14 protein-coding genes are annotated in these 17,813 nt (G+C 69.0%); 5 read left to right on the top strand and 9 right to left on the bottom strand.

Annotated elements, in window-relative coordinates:
• Window positions 1-7: 7 nt before the first annotated feature.
• A complete protein-coding gene (fabF, locus tag CYFUS_RS25895) occupies window positions 8-1,249 on the bottom strand; it encodes a beta-ketoacyl-ACP synthase II (RefSeq protein WP_095987663.1) in 1,242 nt (413 codons plus the stop codon).
• Between the two features lie 165 nt (window positions 1,250-1,414).
• Between fabF and CYFUS_RS25900 the strand changes: the two genes are divergently transcribed.
• Window positions 1,415-1,651, top strand: coding sequence for a PaaI family thioesterase (locus CYFUS_RS25900; protein WP_095987664.1), 237 nt, complete (start codon window positions 1,415-1,417; stop codon window positions 1,649-1,651).
• A gap of 13 nt (window positions 1,652-1,664) precedes the next feature.
• Window positions 1,665-2,288, top strand: a complete 624-nt coding sequence (locus tag CYFUS_RS25905; RefSeq protein WP_095987665.1) for a TetR/AcrR family transcriptional regulator — start codon at window positions 1,665-1,667, stop codon at window positions 2,286-2,288.
• Here the strand turns inward: CYFUS_RS25905 and CYFUS_RS25910 are convergent.
• Together CYFUS_RS25910 and CYFUS_RS25915 are read right to left on the bottom strand one after the other, a co-directional pair.
• Window positions 2,285-3,850: a LysM peptidoglycan-binding domain-containing protein gene (locus tag CYFUS_RS25910; protein WP_095987666.1), complete on the bottom strand. Its 1,566-nt coding sequence runs from the start codon at window positions 3,848-3,850 to the stop codon at window positions 2,285-2,287. The two genes, CYFUS_RS25905 and CYFUS_RS25910, sit on opposite strands and share 4 nt — an antisense overlap.
• A 138-nt stretch (window positions 3,851-3,988) precedes the next feature.
• The gene (locus CYFUS_RS25915) at window positions 3,989-4,921 is read right to left on the bottom strand and encodes an AraC family transcriptional regulator (RefSeq protein WP_232536796.1); all 933 of its coding nucleotides are present in this window, start codon (window positions 4,919-4,921) and stop codon (window positions 3,989-3,991) included.
• 115 nt (window positions 4,922-5,036) lie between these two features.
• On the opposite strand from CYFUS_RS25915, the gene CYFUS_RS25920 reads away from it, so the two are divergent.
• Window positions 5,037-6,116 carry an alkene reductase gene (locus tag CYFUS_RS25920; RefSeq protein ID WP_095992230.1) on the top strand — a complete coding sequence of 360 codons (1,080 nt, stop codon included), beginning with the start codon at window positions 5,037-5,039 and terminating at the stop codon, window positions 6,114-6,116.
• A gap of 72 nt (window positions 6,117-6,188) precedes the next feature.
• Here CYFUS_RS25920 and CYFUS_RS25925 read toward each other — a convergent pair whose 3' ends face one another.
• From CYFUS_RS25925 to CYFUS_RS25950, 6 genes are all read right to left on the bottom strand, one after another.
• The gene (locus CYFUS_RS25925; RefSeq protein ID WP_095987668.1) at window positions 6,189-6,449 is read right to left on the bottom strand and encodes a hypothetical protein; all 261 of its coding nucleotides are present in this window, start codon (window positions 6,447-6,449) and stop codon (window positions 6,189-6,191) included.
• Window positions 6,450-6,456: 7 nt separating this feature from the next.
• On the bottom strand, window positions 6,457-7,734 hold the full coding sequence (locus CYFUS_RS25930) for a hypothetical protein (RefSeq protein WP_232536797.1): 1,278 nt from the start codon (window positions 7,732-7,734) through the stop codon (window positions 6,457-6,459).
• Window positions 7,735-7,906: 172 nt separating this feature from the next.
• On the bottom strand, window positions 7,907-11,374 hold the full coding sequence (locus tag CYFUS_RS25935) for a methylmalonyl-CoA mutase family protein (RefSeq protein WP_095987669.1): 3,468 nt from the start codon (window positions 11,372-11,374) through the stop codon (window positions 7,907-7,909).
• A 74-nt stretch (window positions 11,375-11,448) separates the two neighbouring features.
• Window positions 11,449-12,432, bottom strand: coding sequence for a methylmalonyl Co-A mutase-associated GTPase MeaB (meaB, locus tag CYFUS_RS25940; RefSeq protein WP_095987670.1), 984 nt, complete (start codon window positions 12,430-12,432; stop codon window positions 11,449-11,451).
• Window positions 12,429-14,618 (bottom strand): methylmalonyl-CoA mutase, encoded by a 2,190-nt coding sequence (scpA, locus tag CYFUS_RS25945; protein WP_095987671.1) that lies wholly within the window; start codon window positions 14,616-14,618, stop codon window positions 12,429-12,431. The genes meaB and scpA overlap by 4 nt, the downstream gene beginning before the upstream one ends.
• Window positions 14,618-16,495, bottom strand: coding sequence for a methylmalonyl-CoA mutase family protein (locus CYFUS_RS25950; RefSeq protein WP_095987672.1), 1,878 nt, complete (start codon window positions 16,493-16,495; stop codon window positions 14,618-14,620). The genes scpA and CYFUS_RS25950 overlap by 1 nt, the downstream gene beginning before the upstream one ends.
• A 129-nt stretch (window positions 16,496-16,624) precedes the next feature.
• Between CYFUS_RS25950 and CYFUS_RS25955 the strand changes: the two genes are divergently transcribed.
• The gene (locus CYFUS_RS25955; protein WP_095987673.1) at window positions 16,625-17,248 is read left to right on the top strand and encodes a DsbA family oxidoreductase; all 624 of its coding nucleotides are present in this window, start codon (window positions 16,625-16,627) and stop codon (window positions 17,246-17,248) included.
• Window positions 17,249-17,306: 58 nt separating this feature from the next.
• Window positions 17,307-17,621 (top strand): PilZ domain-containing protein, encoded by a 315-nt coding sequence (locus CYFUS_RS25960; RefSeq protein ID WP_269770153.1) that lies wholly within the window; start codon window positions 17,307-17,309, stop codon window positions 17,619-17,621.
• The last annotated feature ends 192 nt before the right edge of the window (window positions 17,622-17,813 follow it).

The raw sequence follows: 17,813 nt of genomic DNA on the forward strand, positions 1-17,813 counted from the left end.
CCCCGCCTCATGCCGGCCGCTGGAACACGAGCGACACGTTCGTCCCCCCGAAGCCGAACGAGTTGCTCATCACCGCCTCCACCCGCCGCTCACGCGCGCGCTGGGGGATGCAGTCGAGCGTGATTCGGGGATCCTGCTTCTCGAGGTTGATGGTGGGCGGCAGCACCCCGCGCTGGAGCGCCAGCACGCTGATGACGGCCTCGGCCGCGCCGGCCGCGCCATTCATGTGCCCCGTCATGGACTTGGTGGAGGAGATGGCGACCCGGTGGGCCGCCTCGCCGAACACCTGGGCGATGCCCTCCATCTCCAGCGCGTCGCCGACGTCCGTGGACGTGCCATGGGCGTTGATGTAGCCGATGTCCGAGGGCGTGAGCCGCGCGTCCGCCAGGGCCAGCCGCATGCTGCGCTGGGCGCCCTCGTGGCCGGGCGCGGGGTGCGTCACGTGGTACGCGTCCGAGCTGGCGCCATAGCCGGACAGCTCCGCGTACACCTTCGCGCCGCGCGCCCGGGCGTGCTCCCACGTCTCCAGCACCAGCATTCCCGCGCCCTCGGCCACCACGAAGCCATCGCGATCCACGTCGAAGGGCCGGCTGGCGCGCTCGGGGGCGTCATTGCGCGTGGACAGCGCCTTCATCGCCGCGAAGCCGCCCACGCCCAGGAGCGTGATGGGCGCCTCGGCGCCACCCACCACGGCGGCATCGTAGTCCCCGCGCTGGATGCCCCGCAGGGCCTCGCCCAGGGCGTGGGCGCTGGTGGCGCACGCGGAGTTGGTGGACCAGCTCGGGCCCTTGATGCCGTGGCGCAGTGAGATGTAGCCCGGCGCCATGTTGATGATCATCTGCAGGATGAAGAAGGGGCTGATGCGGTCCGCCCCCTTCTCCAGCACCCGCCGGAACGTCTCCTCCATGCTGCCGATGCCGCCAATCCCCGAGCCGACGAGCACCGCCACCCGCTCGGCATTCTGGGGGGTGATGACCAGTCCCGAGTCCTTCATCGCCATGTCCGCGGCGCTCACCGCGAACTGACAGAACCGGTCCATCCGCCGCACCTCCCGCCGCTCGATGAAGTCCTCGGGACGGAAGTCCTTCACCTCTCCGGCGATGCGGCAGTCCAACCCGCTCGCGTCGAAGAGCGTGATGGGCCCCACGCCACTCTGGCCTCGCACGAGCGCCTCCCAGCTCTTCTCCACGCCGGTGCCGCAGGGGCTGATGAGCCCCAGCCCGGTCACCACCACGCGCCGCTTCTCCATCTGGATCGCTCTCCTCTTGCTCGAGCCCGCCCGGTGCCTTCCCGGGCGGACGGCCTTGAATGGGGATTGATATAGTGACCATAATCCCATTGGCCACGTTCCGAAGCAACCACCGATGATTTCATTCGATGATGACCGTCATCCCACAGGGAGGGAGCACCACCCATGACCCTGCTGCCCGCGGGTGACGGCTTCTCCACGATGGATCTCCACACGACGTTCGTGCGGGCCATCGGCCAGGAGCAGGGGAAGTTGACCTGCGAGGCGGAAATCATCCACATGGGGGGCCGCATGGCGACCGCCCAGGGAAGGCAGAGGGATGACGCGGGCAGGCGCTATGCCCATGGTGTCACCACCTGCATGATCTTCCGGTGGCCCCGGTCAGGTGAGCAGGAGGGATAGGAGGCCCTCACCCATGAGGTACGGACCCGAACACAAACAGTCGACACACACGCGTATCCTCGCGGCCGCGGAGTCGCTCTTCCGCAAGCATGGCTTCGAGGGGGCGAGCGTGGAGCGCGTCATGCGCGCCGCGGGCCTGACGGTGGGAGGCTTCTACGCGCACTTCGCCTCGAAGGAGGCGCTCGTCGTGGAGAGCCTGCGGGCCTTCCTCCAGCAGCGCCGGGCGCGGTGGGGGGCGGGGCTCGAGGAGCTACGAGGCCAGGAGTGGCTGGGCCACTTCGTGCGCCGCTACCTCAACCGGCAGCTCCGGGATGACCCGACGACGGCCTGCATCATGCCGTCCGTCCTGTCGGACCTCACGCGCTCCTCCCCCGAGGTGCAGGCGATGCTCGCCGAGGAGCTCGACGCGCTGGCGCGCGAGGCCCAGGCGCATCTGGAGGACGAGCCGGGCAGGACGGCACGCCAGAAGGCGTTGGCGACGATCGTGGTGTGCTTCGGGGCCATGACGCTGGCGCGGGCCACGGCCTCTCAGCCGCTGTCGGACGAGCTGCTCGCGGCCGCGCGGGCGCTCCTGCTGAACCCGGAGGATGCGCCGTCCGCCTCCCCTGCCCCGTCCGGACCCAGGCGGCGCTCCTAGAAACCCCGCGAGGCCAGGTACTGGGCGCGGGCCCACACGTCGGACGAGTAGTCGCCCCCGGTGGAGCCGACATCCATGTTCGCCACCGTCCGCACATTGCCCGGGCCCATGTTGTACGCGGCCACCGCGCCACGAAGCTGCTCGGCGGGGCTCCACTCCGGATGCGCGCTCTGCATGGCGCGCAGGTTGTCACGCAGCAGCCCGGCGGCGGCGGCGACGTGCTCCCGGCTATAGGGCCCGCCCCGGATGAGCTCCGGGTTGTGCAGGGCGTCGATCTGCATCAGCCCGTAGCCGTTGGGATCGTACTTCGCGGTGCCATCCGGGTTCAGGCCATTGCCGCCACGGGACTCGCGGCTGGCGATCGCGGCCAGCAGCGCGGGAGGCAGGCCGTACTCGTTGCCCACCTGCTGGAAGGTGTCCCGGAAGCGCTCCAGGCGCGCGCGATCATTCTCCGCCATCTGCTGGGAGCCCTCGATGCCCTCGGGCGCGCGATCCTGCGAGGCGGTGCGAGGCGAGGCCCCGCGCGTCTGGAGCTGGCCCAGGATGGCATTGTCCCCGGTGGTGGCGGCGACGTCCGTGGTGGGGGCGAGCTCGGTGGGAGCCAGCTCCGTGGGCGCGAGTTCCTCGGGGCTGGCATTCGCGACCACGTCCTGGCCGTTGGGGCGCACCGGGTTGCCACCGGAGAACGTCACGCCCTGACCGCTGAAGCGGTAGTCGTGGCGGGCACCCTCGGCCGTCGACGCCACCAGTTGATTGCCGTCCCGGTGCAGGGTGAGCTCCCCGCCCCCGTTCGGATCGATGGCCCGGTAGCTGCCGTCCGAGTTGCGCCCCGTGACGGTCAGCCAGTGGTCCGGCTTCTCGGTATTGGTGGTGCGGTAGTTCACGCCCACCAGCACGGGACGACCGGCGTCGAGCTGCTGGTCGATGCCCTCGGGCGTGAGGCTGCCCCGGACACGGGTGGAGGTGATGGGCGGCTGGGTGTTGGCGGCTCCGCCCACGCGGGTGAAGTCCACGCTGTTGCCGCTGTAGCCACGATTGCGGTCCAGGTAGCCATCCATCTGCGCCGGGGTGATCGTCTGGCCGCTCAGGGCGCTGACCGCCATGGCGCTGGCGGTGATGGCACAACCCTGTTGCTGGATGCTGTCGCGGCTGCTCGCCCCCACCTCACCCGCCCCGCCCAGCCGGGAGCCCGCCCAGTCCGTGTCCCCCTGGCTGAAGCGCGGCACGCCATCACGGCTCGGGTACGTCTTCCCGGGATTGTTCGGATCGCTCCAGGTCCGCTCGGTGGTGGCCCGCGGCGTCTGCGCTCCGGGCGTGAAGGTGTCGGCCCGATGCGGGGGCGGCGCGGGGAGCGGGGCCTGGGCGGACGGACGCGAAGGCGGTGGCGGAACCCGGGGGCTCGTGGAGGGCGCCCGCTGGCTGGGAATGTCCAACTGGCGCCCCGCGGAGATCCTGTTCGGATCCCGGATGTTGTTGGCGTTGGCCAGGGCGTCCACGGTGGTGCCGTAGCGCCGGGCGATGCTGCTCAACGTGTCACCCGAGCGAATCCGGTAGCTGCTCATGTCCAACCCCTCGTGGGGAGGGTTCGCCGCGAGGACCGGAGGGCTCCCCAATTCCCATCCGCTGAGAGATTCTCGTGAGCGGGCGGTCCGGGTTGCCTGGGGGAGGTGCTTTTTTCTCTTCCGTCGAGACGTTTTCTCCTAGCGGGCAAGCGGAGGACGCCGCTCCCGGCGGTACGAGCCCGGGGCAACCCCCTCCCAGCGCTTGAAGGCCCGGTTGAACGACGCCTCGCTCTGGTAGCCGACCTGTCGCGCGATTTCTCCCAGGGACAGCGCGGTTTCCCGCAGGGACTGGGCGGCCTTCGTCATCCGCCACCGCGCGAGGTACTCCAACGGCGGGTCTCCCACGATCTCGCTGAAGCGCGCGGCGAAACCCGAGCGCGAGAGCGCCACGGCCGTCGCGAGGCGCTCGACGGTCCAGTCCTCGGCGGGCCGCTCGTGGATGAGCGAGAGCGCCTTGGCGATGGGAGGATCCACGAGCGAGCACAGGCCCGGCTTCTCGACATGGGTGCGCAGGGCCTGGACCAGCAGGATCTCCGCCAGCCGGGCCATGATGACCGTCGCGCCCGGGCGAGGCGAGGCACTCTCCGCGAGGAGCAGTTGCACGGTGGACGCCAGCGAGGAGGCGGCCTCCGGATCATCCGCGGCGACATGGAGGACGCGCGGGAGTTTCTTGAACAGGGGCGCGCGAGAGGTGGTGCCGAACTGGAACGAGCCCGTGACGAGGCGGGTCCGATCGCCGTCGCCGCCCACCCGGATGGGCCCCACCGTGCGGTTTCGCTCGCATTCGCCCTGACCCAGGACATGGAGCGGGCTCCCCTCGGCGTCACGCAGCGAATAGCTCCCCCCGAGTGGCAGCAGGGCCAGGTCGCCCGCGGCGAGGCTGCTGGGGGTGCGCTCTCCCTCGAGCTCGAGCCGGGCATGGCCCTGCCCCACGACGATGAGGTGCGCGGCCTCGATGCCAGGAAACCGCAGGCCCCAGGGCGCCCCCAGGTCGAAGCCGCCATGCATGAGCGTCGTCAGGCGCATCGAATCCAGCACATCCGCCAGGACATCGGCGGCGGGATTCCCCACGGGGCCTGGACGCTCGGACAATTTTTTTGGAGCAACTGACATGGAACGTCCATAACCGCCTCGACATCTTCCGTCCATGACCGTCGCGCCGAAGCACCTCATCGAGGAGACAGCCATGGAAACAAAACCGAGTCTTTTCTCTCCGTTCCGTCTGGGGGAAGTCGAGCTGAAGAACCGGATGGTGATGGCGCCCATGACGCGCAGCCGCGCGCTCGAGGGCAATGTTCCCAATCCCCTGGCGACCACCTACTACGTCCAGCGCGCCTCGGCCGGACTGCTCATCACCGAGGCCACCCAGGTGAGCCGGCAGGGAGTGGGCTACATCCGCACGCCGGGCATCCACTCGCCCGAGCAGGTGCGCGGCTGGAAGACGCTGACCGACGCGGTGCATGCGGCGGGGGGAATCATCTACGCCCAGCTCTGGCACGTGGGGCGGATGTCCCATCCCGAGTTCCAGGGAGGTGCCCTCCCCGTCGCCCCATCGGCGATCCCGGCGGACGGGACGGTGTTCACCTCGCGGGGAATGACGCCGCTGGTGACGCCGCGGGCGCTCGACACGCACGAGCTGCCGGACATCGTCGCGCAGTTCCGGTGCGGGGCCGAGAACGCCAAGGCGGCGGGGTTCGACGGCGTCGAGCTGCATGGCGCCAATGGCTATCTGCTCGATCAGTTCCTGCGCGATGGCGCCAACCAGCGCACCGACGCCTATGGAGGCAGCATCGAGAAGCGCGCGCGGCTGCCGCTGGAGGTCACGAAGGCGGTGGTGGACGTCTGGGGCGCTGGGCGGGTCGGCTACAAGCTTTCACCGACCTTCTCCATGTTCTCGATGTCGGACAGCACGCCCGTCGAGACGTTCACCTACTTCACCCGGAAGCTGAACGAGCTCGGCATCGGCTACCTGCACGTGACGGAGTCGCTCCCGAATGGGTCCGCCCCGGGAAAGGCTCGCATCTCGCCCCTCCTGCGCGAGGAGTTCAAGGGCGCCTTCATCGTGAACGGGGGCTACGACGCGCGCACCGGCCAGGATGCGCTCGAGCGGGGCGAGACGGATCTCGTCGCCTACGGCGTGCCGTTCCTCGCCAATCCGGATCTGCCCGAGCGCTACAAGCGGGGCGGTCCGTTCAACGAGCCCGACCGGGCGACCTTCTACTCGGGCGAGGAGAAGGGCTACACCGACTACCCCGCGCTGCGGTGAGGACGGACCCGCGGGGGGGACTCCGCGCGCCTCGTCCCCCTCGCGGGCGCCCCTGTACGCGATGTGCCTATGTTAATTGCCAAACTTTGCATCGAACGCGGCGATGGCTTCCTCGATAGAAGCCGAGGGCACACCTCGTTGATCGGGAGCCTCCTCGCAAAAAAGTTCCCAGAGCTGCCGCTCATGGAATCGCATGTCTTCCATGTCTACCGGTAGATTGATCCGATCAGCGCTCTGGACGACAAAGCCTTGTTCCGGAATCAACTCGAAGCATCGATAGATCACGGCTTCGTCCTTGCTGAGGCGTCGAAAGACGTTGATCAGCTTGTACAATGAATTGCTATTCATTTTTTGGCACCCATTTGCCGCTCTGGATTCGCGACTGTGTGTTTGATCTTGAATTTTCGAAGTGCGTGACGATCTTGCCATTCTTGTTTGTGATGACGACTCGATCGCCAGAAACGTGCACCGTATGTCCCGTCTCAGAATCAACGAACTTGCGTCCCTCCCTGATGACCCGATTCGCATCTCCTACTTGTCGATGTGTATCACCCGCGCGAGCTTCATTGGCTCTCTGCTTGCCATGTCGGGTCCATCCAGCGGCGCCATCACCATCTCCTTGGCCCCCCCGAGATGCCATGGCGACAGCACCCGGAGCAAGGGCGATGGTGACAGACTCGGCGCTTACGGCGACCATCTCCACTTCCCCCACCGCCGCGAGACGGATGCCCACCTGTGTCTCCGCCTGCACCGCCGCCTGCATCGAGCCGGGTAGTTCCGGCACCTTCGTGGCCAGCCCCGGCGCCGTGTTGCCGATGGCCGCCATGGCCAGCATGGCGAACGCTCGCGCCGCGTTCCGACCCATGAGCTTGCCGTACCGCTCGCCCGCCGCGCGCAGTTGGCTGAACGTTGTGGCCCGCTCCGCCTCGTCCATCAGCCGTTTGAAGCCGACGACGAGGCCCCAGAAGGTATCGACGCCCACGTAGGAAATGATCGTGGCGGTCATCACGGCCGCGATGCCTTTCGAGACCGTCACGTCTGGAATGGAGACGAGAACCATGTAGGTGGTCCAGGTCCAGAGCACCGCCGCCACCATGGCGTGTGGGTCGGCCATGTCCTTGAACGCCTCCAGCATCTCGTCCAGTACTGCGCCCTTGGAAAGGGCCATGGCCAGCGCGAAACGACCATCCCCGTTGACGGTGGGGCTTTCCGTCAGCAGGCGCAGACAATCCCCGGGCCTGCCAGTGCGCTCGCACCAGCGCAGGTAGTCGCGCGTCAACTCCACCTCCGCCATCGTTGACTGCCCCTCCAGGTACTCGCCTGGCTTGAGCGGAGTGATGCGGCGGGTGGGTGTCTCGTACGTGTACGAACCGCTCCGCGCCTCCACCTCGAACAGCCGCCGGGCAGCTTCCTGGGGCCGAGTGGGAGGCCGCGCATCCCGAGCCAGCTCCGATACGGCATCCTCGAACTCACCGTTGCCCAGTGCTACTGGCCTGGCGCCGGAACGAGGGGTGAAGACGAGGGGGGCAGTCTGGCCCGTGTCCAGGCGCACGACCCGAGAGGCGGTGCCACATCCGACGAGGAGAATCAGCAGCACAGCCGTGCAGCACACCTTCATGGGGACTCCTCCCAACCACCCCTCTATGGGTAGCCAGTCCGGAAGAGTACCCAATGGGTACGACAACCCCCGGAGCAGGGTTCTTGGGAAGGTCACTCCACCGACTACCCCGCGCTGCGGTGAGGACGGACCCGCGGGGGGGACTCCGCGCGCCTCGTCCCCCTCGCGGGCGCTACATGTTGCGCCGGTACTGCCCGCCCACCTCGTACAGCGTGCGGGAGATCTGCCCGAGCGTGCAGACCTTACAGGCGTCCATCAGCGCGGTGAAGATGTTGCCATTGTCGAGCGCGGCGCGCCGCACGGCCTCGAGCGCCTGGGGAGCGGACTGCTCGTTGCGCTTGCGGAAGGCATCGCGCGAGGCGATGGCGTAGTCCTTCTCCTCGCGGTTGGCGCGGATGACCTCGGGCGGCGTCACGGTGGGCGAGCCCTTGGGATCCAGGAAGGTGTTCACGCCGATGATGGGCAGTGTGCCGTCGTGCTTGAGGGTCTCGTAGTAGAGCGACTCCTCCTGGATTTTGGAGCGCTGGTACATGCGCTCCATCGCCCCGAGCACCCCGCCCCGCTCGGAGATGGAGCGGAACTCGGTGAGCACGGCGGCCTCCACCAGGTCCGTCAGCTCCTCGATGATGAAGGAGCCCTGGTTGGGGTTCTCGTTCTTGGACAGACCGAATTCCTTGTTGATGACGAGCTGGATGGCGAGCGCGCGCCGCACACTCTCCTCGGTGGGCGTGGTGATGGCCTCGTCATAGGCGTTGGTGTGCAAGGAATTGCAGTTGTCATTGAGCGCGAGCAGGGCCTGCAACGTGGTGCGGATGTCGTTGAAGGCGATCTCCTGGGCGTGGAGGCTCCGGCCGGACGTCTGGATGTGGTACTTGAGCTTCTGCGAGCGGTCATTGCCGCCGTACTTGTCGCGCATCGCCTTGGCCCAGATGCGACGGGCCACGCGCCCGAGCACCGAGTACTCGGGATCCATGCCGTTGGAGAAGAAGAACGACAGGTTGGGCGCGAAGTCGTCGATGTGCATCCCGCGCGACAGGTAGTACTCGACGAAGGTGAAGCCGTTGGCCAGCGTGAAGGCGAGCTGGGAGATGGGGTTCGCCCCGGCCTCGGCGATGTGGTAGCCGGAGATGGACACCGAGTAGAAGTTCCGCACCTTCTTGTCGATGAAGTACTGCTGGATGTCGCCCATGAGCCGCAGGGCGAACTCCGTCGAGAAGATGCAGGTGTTCTGGGCCTGGTCCTCCTTGAGGATGTCGGCCTGCACGGTGCCACGCACGGACTGGAGCGTGGAGGCGCGGATGCGTTCGTACACGTCGCGCGGCAGCACCTCGTCACCGGACACGCCGAGCAGCAGCAGCCCGAGCCCATCGTTGCCCTGCGGCAGCTCGCCCTGGTAGCGGGGCCGGGGCAGCCCACGCTCCTGGTAGAGCGCGTCGATCTTCTTGTCGATCTCCCCCACCAGTCCCTGGGCGCGGATCCACTTCTCGCACTGCTGATCCACCGCGGCGTTGAGGAAGAACCCGAGCAGCATGGGCGCGGGGCCGTTGATGGTCATGGACACGGACGTGGACGGGTCCGCCAGATCGAAGCCCGAGTAGAGCTTCTTGGCGTCGTCCACGTTGGCGATCGACACGCCCGAGTTGCCCACCTTGCCGTAGATGTCCGGCCGGAAGTCCGGGTCCTCGCCGTAGAGGGTGACGGAGTCGAACGCCGTGGACAGGCGCTTGGCGGGCAGTCCACGCGAGACGTAGTGGAAGCGCTTGTTGGTGCGCTCGGGACCGCCCTCGCCGGCGAACATGCGCGCGGGGTCCTCGTTCTCTCGCTTGAGGGGGAAGACGCCCGCGGTGAACGGGAAGGCACCCGGGGCGTTCTCGCGCAAGAGCCACGTGAGGATGTCGCCCCAGTCCTCGTAGCGCGGCAGCGCGATCTTCGGGATGCGCAGGTGCGAGAGCGACTCGGTGTAGAGATCCAGCTCGATGACCTTGTCGCGCACCTGGAACTGGTACTTGGACGCCGCGTAGCGGCGCTTCGTCGCGGGCCACTCGCCGAGCAGCCGTCGGCAGTCCGTGTGCAGACGCGACTCCAGGTCGCGGTACAGCTCCACCAGCTCGCCCAGGTAGGCCGGCTCCCCTTCCACGCGCTCGGTGACCTGCACCACGTCCGAGGCGTCCTTGGGCTCGACGATCTCCAGGCGCTTCTTGCCCACGTTGGTGCGCAGCGCCTCGATGGTGCCGTGCAACTGGTACATCCGCCGGGCGATCGCCGCCTGCGAGCGGACGAACCGGTCATACGACTCGCACGTCTCGACGATCTCCGCGAGGTAGCGGGTGCGCTCGGGCGGGATGATCCACTTCTTCTCGCTCATGCCCGGGGTGAGCTGGAAGCCCGACTGGAGCGGCGCCCCGGTGCGTTTGGAGATGGTGTCGATGACGGCCCGGTAGAGCTGGTTCATGCCCGGGTCGTTGAACTGCGAGGCGATGGTGCCGTAGACGGGCAGGCTCTCGTCGGGCGTGGAGAAGGCGTTGTGGTTGCGCTTCCACTGCTTGCGCACGTCGCGCAGCGCGTCGAGCGAGCCGCGCTTGTCGAACTTGTTGATGGCGATGACATCGGCGAAGTCGAGCATGTCGATCTTCTCGAGCTGCGTCGCGGCGCCGTACTCGGCCGTCATCACGTAGAGCGACACGTCCGAGTGCTCGGTGATCTCCGTGTCGGACTGGCCGATGCCCGAGGTCTCCACCACGATGAGATCGAACCCGGCGGCCTTGCAGATTTCAATCGAGTCGCCGACGTGCTTGGACAGGGCGAGGTTGCTCTGGCGCGTGGCCATCGAGCGCATGTACACGCGCGGATGGTCGATGGAGTTCATGCGGATGCGATCGCCGAGCAGCGCGCCGCCGGACTTGCGCTTGGACGGATCCACGGAGAGCACCGCGAGCGTCTTGTCCGGGAAGTCCGCGAGGAAGCGCCGGACGAGCTCGTCGACGAGGCTCGACTTGCCCGCGCCGCCGGTGCCGGTGATGCCGAGCACGGGGACCTTGGGACCCTTGTCGACGAGGCGGGAGAGCGCTCCCCGAAGCTCCTCGCCCACGGTGGGGAAGTTCTCCGCGATGGTGATGAGCGAGGCGAGTTTCGAGGGATCGCGCGAGGGCGGCGACTCGAGCAGGGGCTTGAAGTCCGCGGAGCGCTTCTCGAAGTCACACTGGGAGACGAGATCGTCGATCATCCCCTGCAGGCCCATGGCGCGGCCGTCGTCCGGCGAGTAGATGCGCGCCACGCCGTAGCGGTGGAGTTCCTCGATCTCCGCCGGGAGGATGGTGCCGCCTCCGCCGCCGAACACCTTGATGTTCGCGCCGCGCTCGCGCAGCAGATCGATCATGTACTTGAAGAACTCGACGTGCCCGCCCTGGTAGGAGGTGATGGCGATGCCCTGGGCATCCTCCTGGATGGCGCAGTCGACGATCTCCGCCACCGAGCGGTTGTGACCCAGGTGGATGATTTCCGCGCCCGAGGACTGCATGAGGCGGCGCATCACGTTGATGGCCGCGTCGTGTCCGTCGAAGAGCGAAGCCGCCGTCACGATCCGCACGTGGAAACGTGGCTTGTAGGGGCTGGGAACGGGAGTCAGTTGAACGTTTCTCACGCTCGTACACTTAGAGCGCGCTCAGGGCCGGAGCAAGCGATTGAACCGGGCGCCGCGGCTTCCGACGCGGCCCGTCATGCGGGCGGTTTCGGCAGGAAACAATTCAACACGCGCAGTGCGGCGGATGTCGGGGTGACATGTCCCTCGCGCACCTCGGTTTCCAGGGTGGGAATGAGGGCGGCCACCTCGGGGTGCGCCCGCAGGGCCGCTCGCAGTCCGTCCTGGATCATCGCCCACATCCAGTCCACCTGCTGCGCCCGGCGGCGGCGCGCGAGCTCCCCGGAAGCCGAGCGGGTGCCGAGGTGCTTGTCGATGGAGGACCACAGGGCGGCGATGCCCGTGCCCTCGAGGGCGCTGCACGTGAGGACCTCGGGCTCGGCGCCCGCGCGCATCAGGTGCAGGGCGGCGCGGTACTGGGCCTGGGCGCGCAGGGCCCGCGGCGCGTTGTCCCCATCCGCCTTGTTGATGGCGACCATGTCCGCCACTTCCAGGATGCCGCGCTTGATGCCCTGCAGCTCGTCGCCCGCGCCGGCGAGCATGAGCACCAGGTAGAAGTCCACCAGGTCCGTGACGACCGTCTCCGACTGCCCCACCCCCACCGTCTCCACCAGCACCACGTCGAAGCCGGCGGCCTCGCACAGGAGCAACGTCTCGCGCGTCTTGCGCGCCACGCCGCCCAGGGTGCCACTCGAGGGGCTCGGACGGATGTAGGCCGAGGGCTCGCGCGACAGCCGGGCCATGCGCGTCTTGTCACCCAGGATGCTGCCGCCCGTGACGGTGCTGGAGGGATCGATGGCGAGCACCGCGACGCGCCTTCCCTCCCCCACCAGGTGCATGCCCAGGGCGTCGATGAACGTGCTCTTTCCCACGCCCGGCACGCCGCTGATGCCCACGCGCCGGCTGCCTCCCGTGTGGGGCAGCAGCCGTGCGAGCACCTCCTGCGCGAGCGCCGCGTGGCGCGGGTGCTCGCTCTCCACCAGGGTGATGGCGCGGGCGAGCATGGTGCGATTGCCCGCGCGCACGCCCTCCACGTAGGAGTCCGCCGTGAGTGGCTTCACGCCTCCCCCAGCGAGGCGGTCAGCTTGTCGAGCAGCTCGATGGCCGCCTTGGCGATGACGGTGCCGGGGCCGAAGATGGCCGAGGCCCCGGCGGTGCGCAGCGCGTCGTAGTCCTGCACGGGGATGACGCCGCCCACGACGATCATGATGTCCTCGCGGCCCAGCGCCGCGAGCGCCTGCTTGAGCTGGGGCACGAGCGTGAGGTGGCCCGCGGCGAGCGAGCTGGCGCCCACGATGTGCACGTCGTTCTCCACGGCCTGGCGCGCCGACTCCTCGGGCGTCTGGAACAGGGGCCCGATGTCCACGTCGAAGCCCAGGTCCGCGAACGCCGTGGCGATGACCTTCTGGCCGCGGTCGTGCCCGTCCTGCCCCATCTTCGCGATGAGGATGCGCGGCCGGCGGCCGACGCGCGCGAGGAAGGCGTCGGCCCGGGTGCGTGCCTCGGCGATGCCCTGGGCGTCCTTGCCCGCCTCGCTCGCGTACACCCCCGTCACGCCGCGCGCCGTGGCCTCGTAGCGTCCGAAGACCTTCTCGAGCGCGGCACTGATCTCCCCCACCGTGGCCTTGGCCCGCGCCGCGTCGATGGCGAGCGCGAGCAGGTTGCCCTCGCGCCGCTCCGCGGCCGTGGTGAGCGCGTCGAGCCGTCGGCGCACCTCGTCCGCGTTACGCTCCGCGCGCAGCTCGCGCAGCCGGGCGATCTGCGCCTCGCGCACGGCGGAGTTGTCCACCTTGAGGATCTCGATCGTGTCCTCGTGCTCGGGTGGGTACTTGTTCACGCCGATGATGGCCTGCCGGCCCGAGTCGATGCGGGCCTGGGTGCGCGCCGCCGCCTCCTCGATGCGCAGCTTGGGCAGCCCCGCTTCAATGGCCTTGGTCATGCCGCCGAGCGCCTCGACCTCCTGGATGTGCGCCCACGCCTTCTGGGCGAGCTCATGGGTGAGGCGCTCCACGTAGTAGCTGCCGCCCCACGGATCGATGACGCGCGTGGTGCCGCTCTCGAGCTGGAGGTAGAGCTGGGTGTTGCGCGCGATGCGGGCGCTGAAGTCGGTGGGGAGCGCAATCGCCTCGTCGAGCGAGTTGGTGTGCAGGCTCTGGGTGTGGCCCTGGGTGGCGGCCATGGCCTCCACGCAGGTGCGCACCACGTTGTTGAACACGTCCTGGGCGGTGAGGCTCCAGCCGGACGTCTGGCTGTGCGTGCGCAGCGCGAGGCTCTTGTCGCTCCTGGGCGAGAAGCCCTTGATGAGTTTGGCCCAGAGCATCCGGGCCGCGCGCATCTTGGCCACCTCCATGAAGAAGTTCATGCCGATGGCCCAGAAGAACGACAGCCGGGGCGCGAACGCGTCCACGCTCAGGCCCGCCGCGAGCCCCGCGCGCACGTACTCCACGCCATCCGCCAGCGTGTAGCCGAGCTCCAGGTCCTGCGTCGCCCCCGCCTCCTGCATGTGGTAGCCGCTGATGCTGATGCTGTTGAAGCGCGGCATCCGCTCCGCGGTGAAGCGGAAGATGTCGCCGATGATGCGCATCGACGGGCCCGGCGGGTAGATGTACGTGTTGCGGACCATGAACTCCTTGAGGATGTCGTTCTGGATGGTCCCGCTGAGCTGCTCGGGGCGCACGCCCTGCTCCTCGGCCGCCACCACGTAGAGCGCGAGCACCGGGAGCACCGCCCCGTTCATCGTCATCGACACGCTCATCTGATCGAGCGGGATGCGATCGAACAGGATGCGCATGTCCTTGATGGAGTCGATGGCCACGCCCGCCATGCCCACGTCGCCCGCCACGCGCGGATGGTCGCTGTCGTAGCCGCGGTGCGTGGCCAGATCGAAGGCGATGGACAACCCCTTCTGTCCGGCCGAGAGGTTGCGGCGGTAGAAGGCATTGGAGGCCTCGGCCGTGGAGAAGCCGGCGTACTGGCGCACCGTCCACGGCTGCTGCACGTACATGGTGGAGTACGGGCCGCGCACGAAGGGCGGCAGGCCCGGCAGCGAGCCCAGGTGCTCCACCCCCTCCAGGTCCTCGGGGGTGTAGAAGGGCTTGAGCGGCAGGCCCTCGGGCGTGAGCCAGGGCTCGGCGCCGCGGTTGGCCTCGCGCGCGTGTTGGCGCTGGGCCTCGAGCGCGGACGCGGAGGGGCGAGTTTCAGGGGCGTCGAAGTCGATGCCGGAGAAGTCCGGGACGTGGGTGCGCATCAGGCCACTCCGAGCTGCTGGTGCAGTGAGGACAGGAGCGCGAACAGGTCCGCCCCCGCGTAGATGAAGAGATCCACGCCCGCCGCGCGGAACGCGGCCTCGTGGTCACCGGGACGGCCCGCGACCGCCACCACCCGGGCCCCTCGGGCCTTGAGCGCGGCGCACAGCGCGGGCACCTGGTCCGGGTAGAGCGCGTCCGGGCCGGAGATGACCGCGAGCGCGGCACCGGACCCGGCGAAGAGTTCCGCCGCGGTGGCCGCGTCCGCGAAGCCGTGGTGCTCCTGGGCCTCGATACCGCCAACGGCCAGCGCGTTGACGATCCACGTCGAGCGCGTGGTGTGCTCGGCCACCGTGCCCAGGTTGGCCATGAAGGCGCGCGGCCGCACACCGTGCGAGAGCAGGTACCGGTCACTCGCGTCCCGCAGCGCCTCGAACGTCTCGGCCACCCGCGTGGGACGCAGCGCTGGGTTGCTCGGGGCGGACGGACGGGCCTCGCGGCGCACGGGCGTCTCGCCCAGGTGGGGGAACTCGCTCACGCCCACGATGGGCAGGCGGCGCGTGCGCACGGCCTTGTCCCGCGCGGCGCGCGTCTCCTCGAGCACCCGGGCCACCTCTCCCGTGGCGAGCGCCCGGGCCATGCCGCCCAGCCCCTCGATGCGCCGCAGCTCCGCCCACGCCGCGCGGGCGAACTCCCCGGTGAGCTGCTCGAGGTAGTAGCTGCCCCCGGCGGGATCCGCCACCCGGTTGAGGCTCGACTCGTCGCGCAGGATGAGCTGCGTGTTGCGTGCGAGGCGGCGGGCACCCGCGTCCGGCGTCCCGAGCGCCTCGTCGAAGGGCGAGGTGCTCACGCTGTCCGCGCCGCCCACCACGGCGGCGAACGACTCGGCGGTGGCGCGCAGGATGTTCACCCATGGATCTCTCTGGGTCTTGGTGGCGCTCGCGGTGCGCGCGTGCAGCGCCATGGCCTGCGCCCCGGGCGAGCCCCCGGAGGCGGCGACGACCTTGGACCACAGCAGCCGCGCCGCGCGCAGCCTGGCGATCTCCGGGAAGAACTGGCCCCCGACGGACAGGGCGAACTGGATGGAGCGCGCCGCGTCCTCGGGGGGCATGCCCGCGCGCTCCAGCGTGCGCAGGTACTCCACGCCCGTGGCGATGGCCCACGCCAGCTCGTGCACGGACGTGGCGCCCGCGTCGGCGTAGGAGCGAGTCGAGACGAGCAGCGCGCGCAGGCCCGGCGCCTCCTGGCGCAGCGACTTGACGAGGGACACCGCCTCGGCGTCCCACTCCACCCCGGGCCTGGCGGCCAGCGCGTCCGTGTGCGTCAGGGCGCCGAGCGGATCGAGGCCGAGGCCGCCGCGAAGCTTCTCGCGCGGGACCTGGGCCTTCTGCGCGGCCTGCAACAGCAGGTGCGCGAAGGAGAGCGGCCTCGTCTCCGGCTCGAGGTACACGGGCGTCCTGGCGAGCGGCACATGGGCGAGCAACCGCTCCAGGGAGGCCAGGTCCGTCACGCGGATGCCCCGCGACTCGCCGAGGCACAACCACACCCCGAGGGAGCCGCGCTCCAGGTCCACGCGAATGGCCTCGGAGGCGAGCGCCACGTCCGGCTCGGAGTACTCCTGGCAGACGAGCCAGCCGCCCTCGGTGAGGCCGAGCGGGTGGGTGCCGCGCACGTAGGGGGCGACGCCGGGAGGCTCGGGCGGAGGGGTGCCGCTAGCGTCCTCTGGCGTGTAGAGGGGCCGCAGCGACAGGCCTCCCTCGAGCGATGACTGGAGCGACGTGAAGGGCTTGCCCTTCAGGTCCTTGTCCACGAGCCGGCGCCAGTCGTCCACCGAGGGGGCTGGGAAGTCCGTGGCGATGTGAAGAGGCACTTGCGACATGCGGCGTCCTCGCTGGGTAGACCTCTCCCATAGGCCCAACTTCGCGGCGGGGCAATGGGACTCTGGGGGGCGGCCGAGGGAGCGCGACAACGTGTTGCGTCAACCTGCGGACGCCCACAGGATGGCCCCATGAAGATCGACGTATTTTCCGACATCGTCTGCCCGTGGTGCTTCATCGGCACGGAGCGGCTCGCTCGTGCGCTGGACTCGCTCGGCATGGCCTCCACGGCCCGGGTGGAACACCATGCCTTCATGCTCCGGTCCGACACGCCCCGCACCGGGAACAATCTCCACGAGGAACTGCGCGCGAAGTACGGCGTGGATCCCCAGGCGATGTTCGAGCGGGTCGAGTCCGCCGCCCGGGAGAGTGGCATCTCCCTGGAGCTGTCCAGGCAGCCCCTCACCTACCCCACCCAGTGGGCCCACACGCTCCTGCGGCACGCGGGACCCAAGGGCACCCAGAAGGCGCTCGCCCGCGCGCTCTTCGGCGCGTATTTCCTCGAGGGCCGGAACATCGCCGATCCGGTGGAGCTGCGGCGCCTGGCCATCGCGCACGGTTTCTCGGACGAGGAGGCCACGCGCCTGCTCGAGGATCCGCGCGAGTACGAGCTCACCCAGCGCGAGTCGGACGAGGCCCACCAGCGGGGCATCCGCGGCGTCCCCTTCTTCGTCTTCAACGAGCGCTTCGCCGTGTCGGGCGCGCAGCCGGAGAGCGTGTTCCGTGAAGCGATTCAGCGGGCCGTGACCGGATGATGGGACGTGCTACATTCACTGCTGGTCAGCCCGCCCATGGTCGAGAGGAGCGCAACCCGTGTCCCACGAGGATGAACGCCGTCGGCATATGCGCTACCCCCTGAGGCTACCCATCACGCTGTACCGGGACGGCGCGCAACTGTCGGCCCACGTCATCAACGCCTCGGAAGGCGGCTGCCTGTTGCTCATGTCCGTCCCGCTGGAGGTGGGAGACGTGCTCGAGGCGAGCATTCCCCTGCTGGGTGTTCCCCGGACGACGCTGTACGTGTTGCGCAGCCAGGCGACCCCCGAGGGCGAATACACCGTCGCGACCCGCTTCGATGAGGGCTCGGCGGTGGAATCCACCACCCTGAGCCGGCTGTCCCGGCAGTAGTCGCGCCCCCCTCCCCCACACGCTCCGCGCCTGAAGTCGGCGTCCCTCCCCCGTTTTCCAGAGGGGGGACGCGCCGCGCACGTGCGGGCTTTCGCGTGTCCGGACTGGGTCAAACCCACCAGATGAGTCACTTCTGACCTGCGCGCCAGTTTTTTTCCACTCGTGCACGTTTACATGTGACGAACAGGTGAA

The organism is Cystobacter fuscus, from assembly GCF_002305875.1.
Taxonomy (GTDB): Bacteria; Myxococcota; Myxococcia; order Myxococcales; family Myxococcaceae; genus Cystobacter; species Cystobacter fuscus_A.

Coding starts and splice junctions, on each gene's coding strand:
- fabF (WP_095987663.1), bottom strand. CDS start 1,249: ATGGAGAAGCGGCGCGTGGTGGTGACCGGGCTGGGGCTCATCAGCCCC.
- CYFUS_RS25900 (WP_095987664.1), top strand. CDS start 1,415: ATGACCCTGCTGCCCGCGGGTGACGGCTTCTCCACGATGGATCTCCAC.
- CYFUS_RS25905 (WP_095987665.1), top strand. CDS start 1,665: ATGAGGTACGGACCCGAACACAAACAGTCGACACACACGCGTATCCTC.
- CYFUS_RS25910 (WP_095987666.1), bottom strand. CDS start 3,850: ATGAGCAGCTACCGGATTCGCTCGGGTGACACGTTGAGCAGCATCGCC.
- CYFUS_RS25920 (WP_095992230.1), top strand. CDS start 5,037: ATGGAAACAAAACCGAGTCTTTTCTCTCCGTTCCGTCTGGGGGAAGTC.
- CYFUS_RS25930 (WP_232536797.1), bottom strand. CDS start 7,734: ATGAAGGTGTGCTGCACGGCTGTGCTGCTGATTCTCCTCGTCGGATGT.
- scpA (WP_095987671.1), bottom strand. CDS start 14,618: ATGCGCACCCACGTCCCGGACTTCTCCGGCATCGACTTCGACGCCCCT.
- CYFUS_RS25950 (WP_095987672.1), bottom strand. CDS start 16,495: ATGTCGCAAGTGCCTCTTCACATCGCCACGGACTTCCCAGCCCCCTCG.
- CYFUS_RS25955 (WP_095987673.1), top strand. CDS start 16,625: ATGAAGATCGACGTATTTTCCGACATCGTCTGCCCGTGGTGCTTCATC.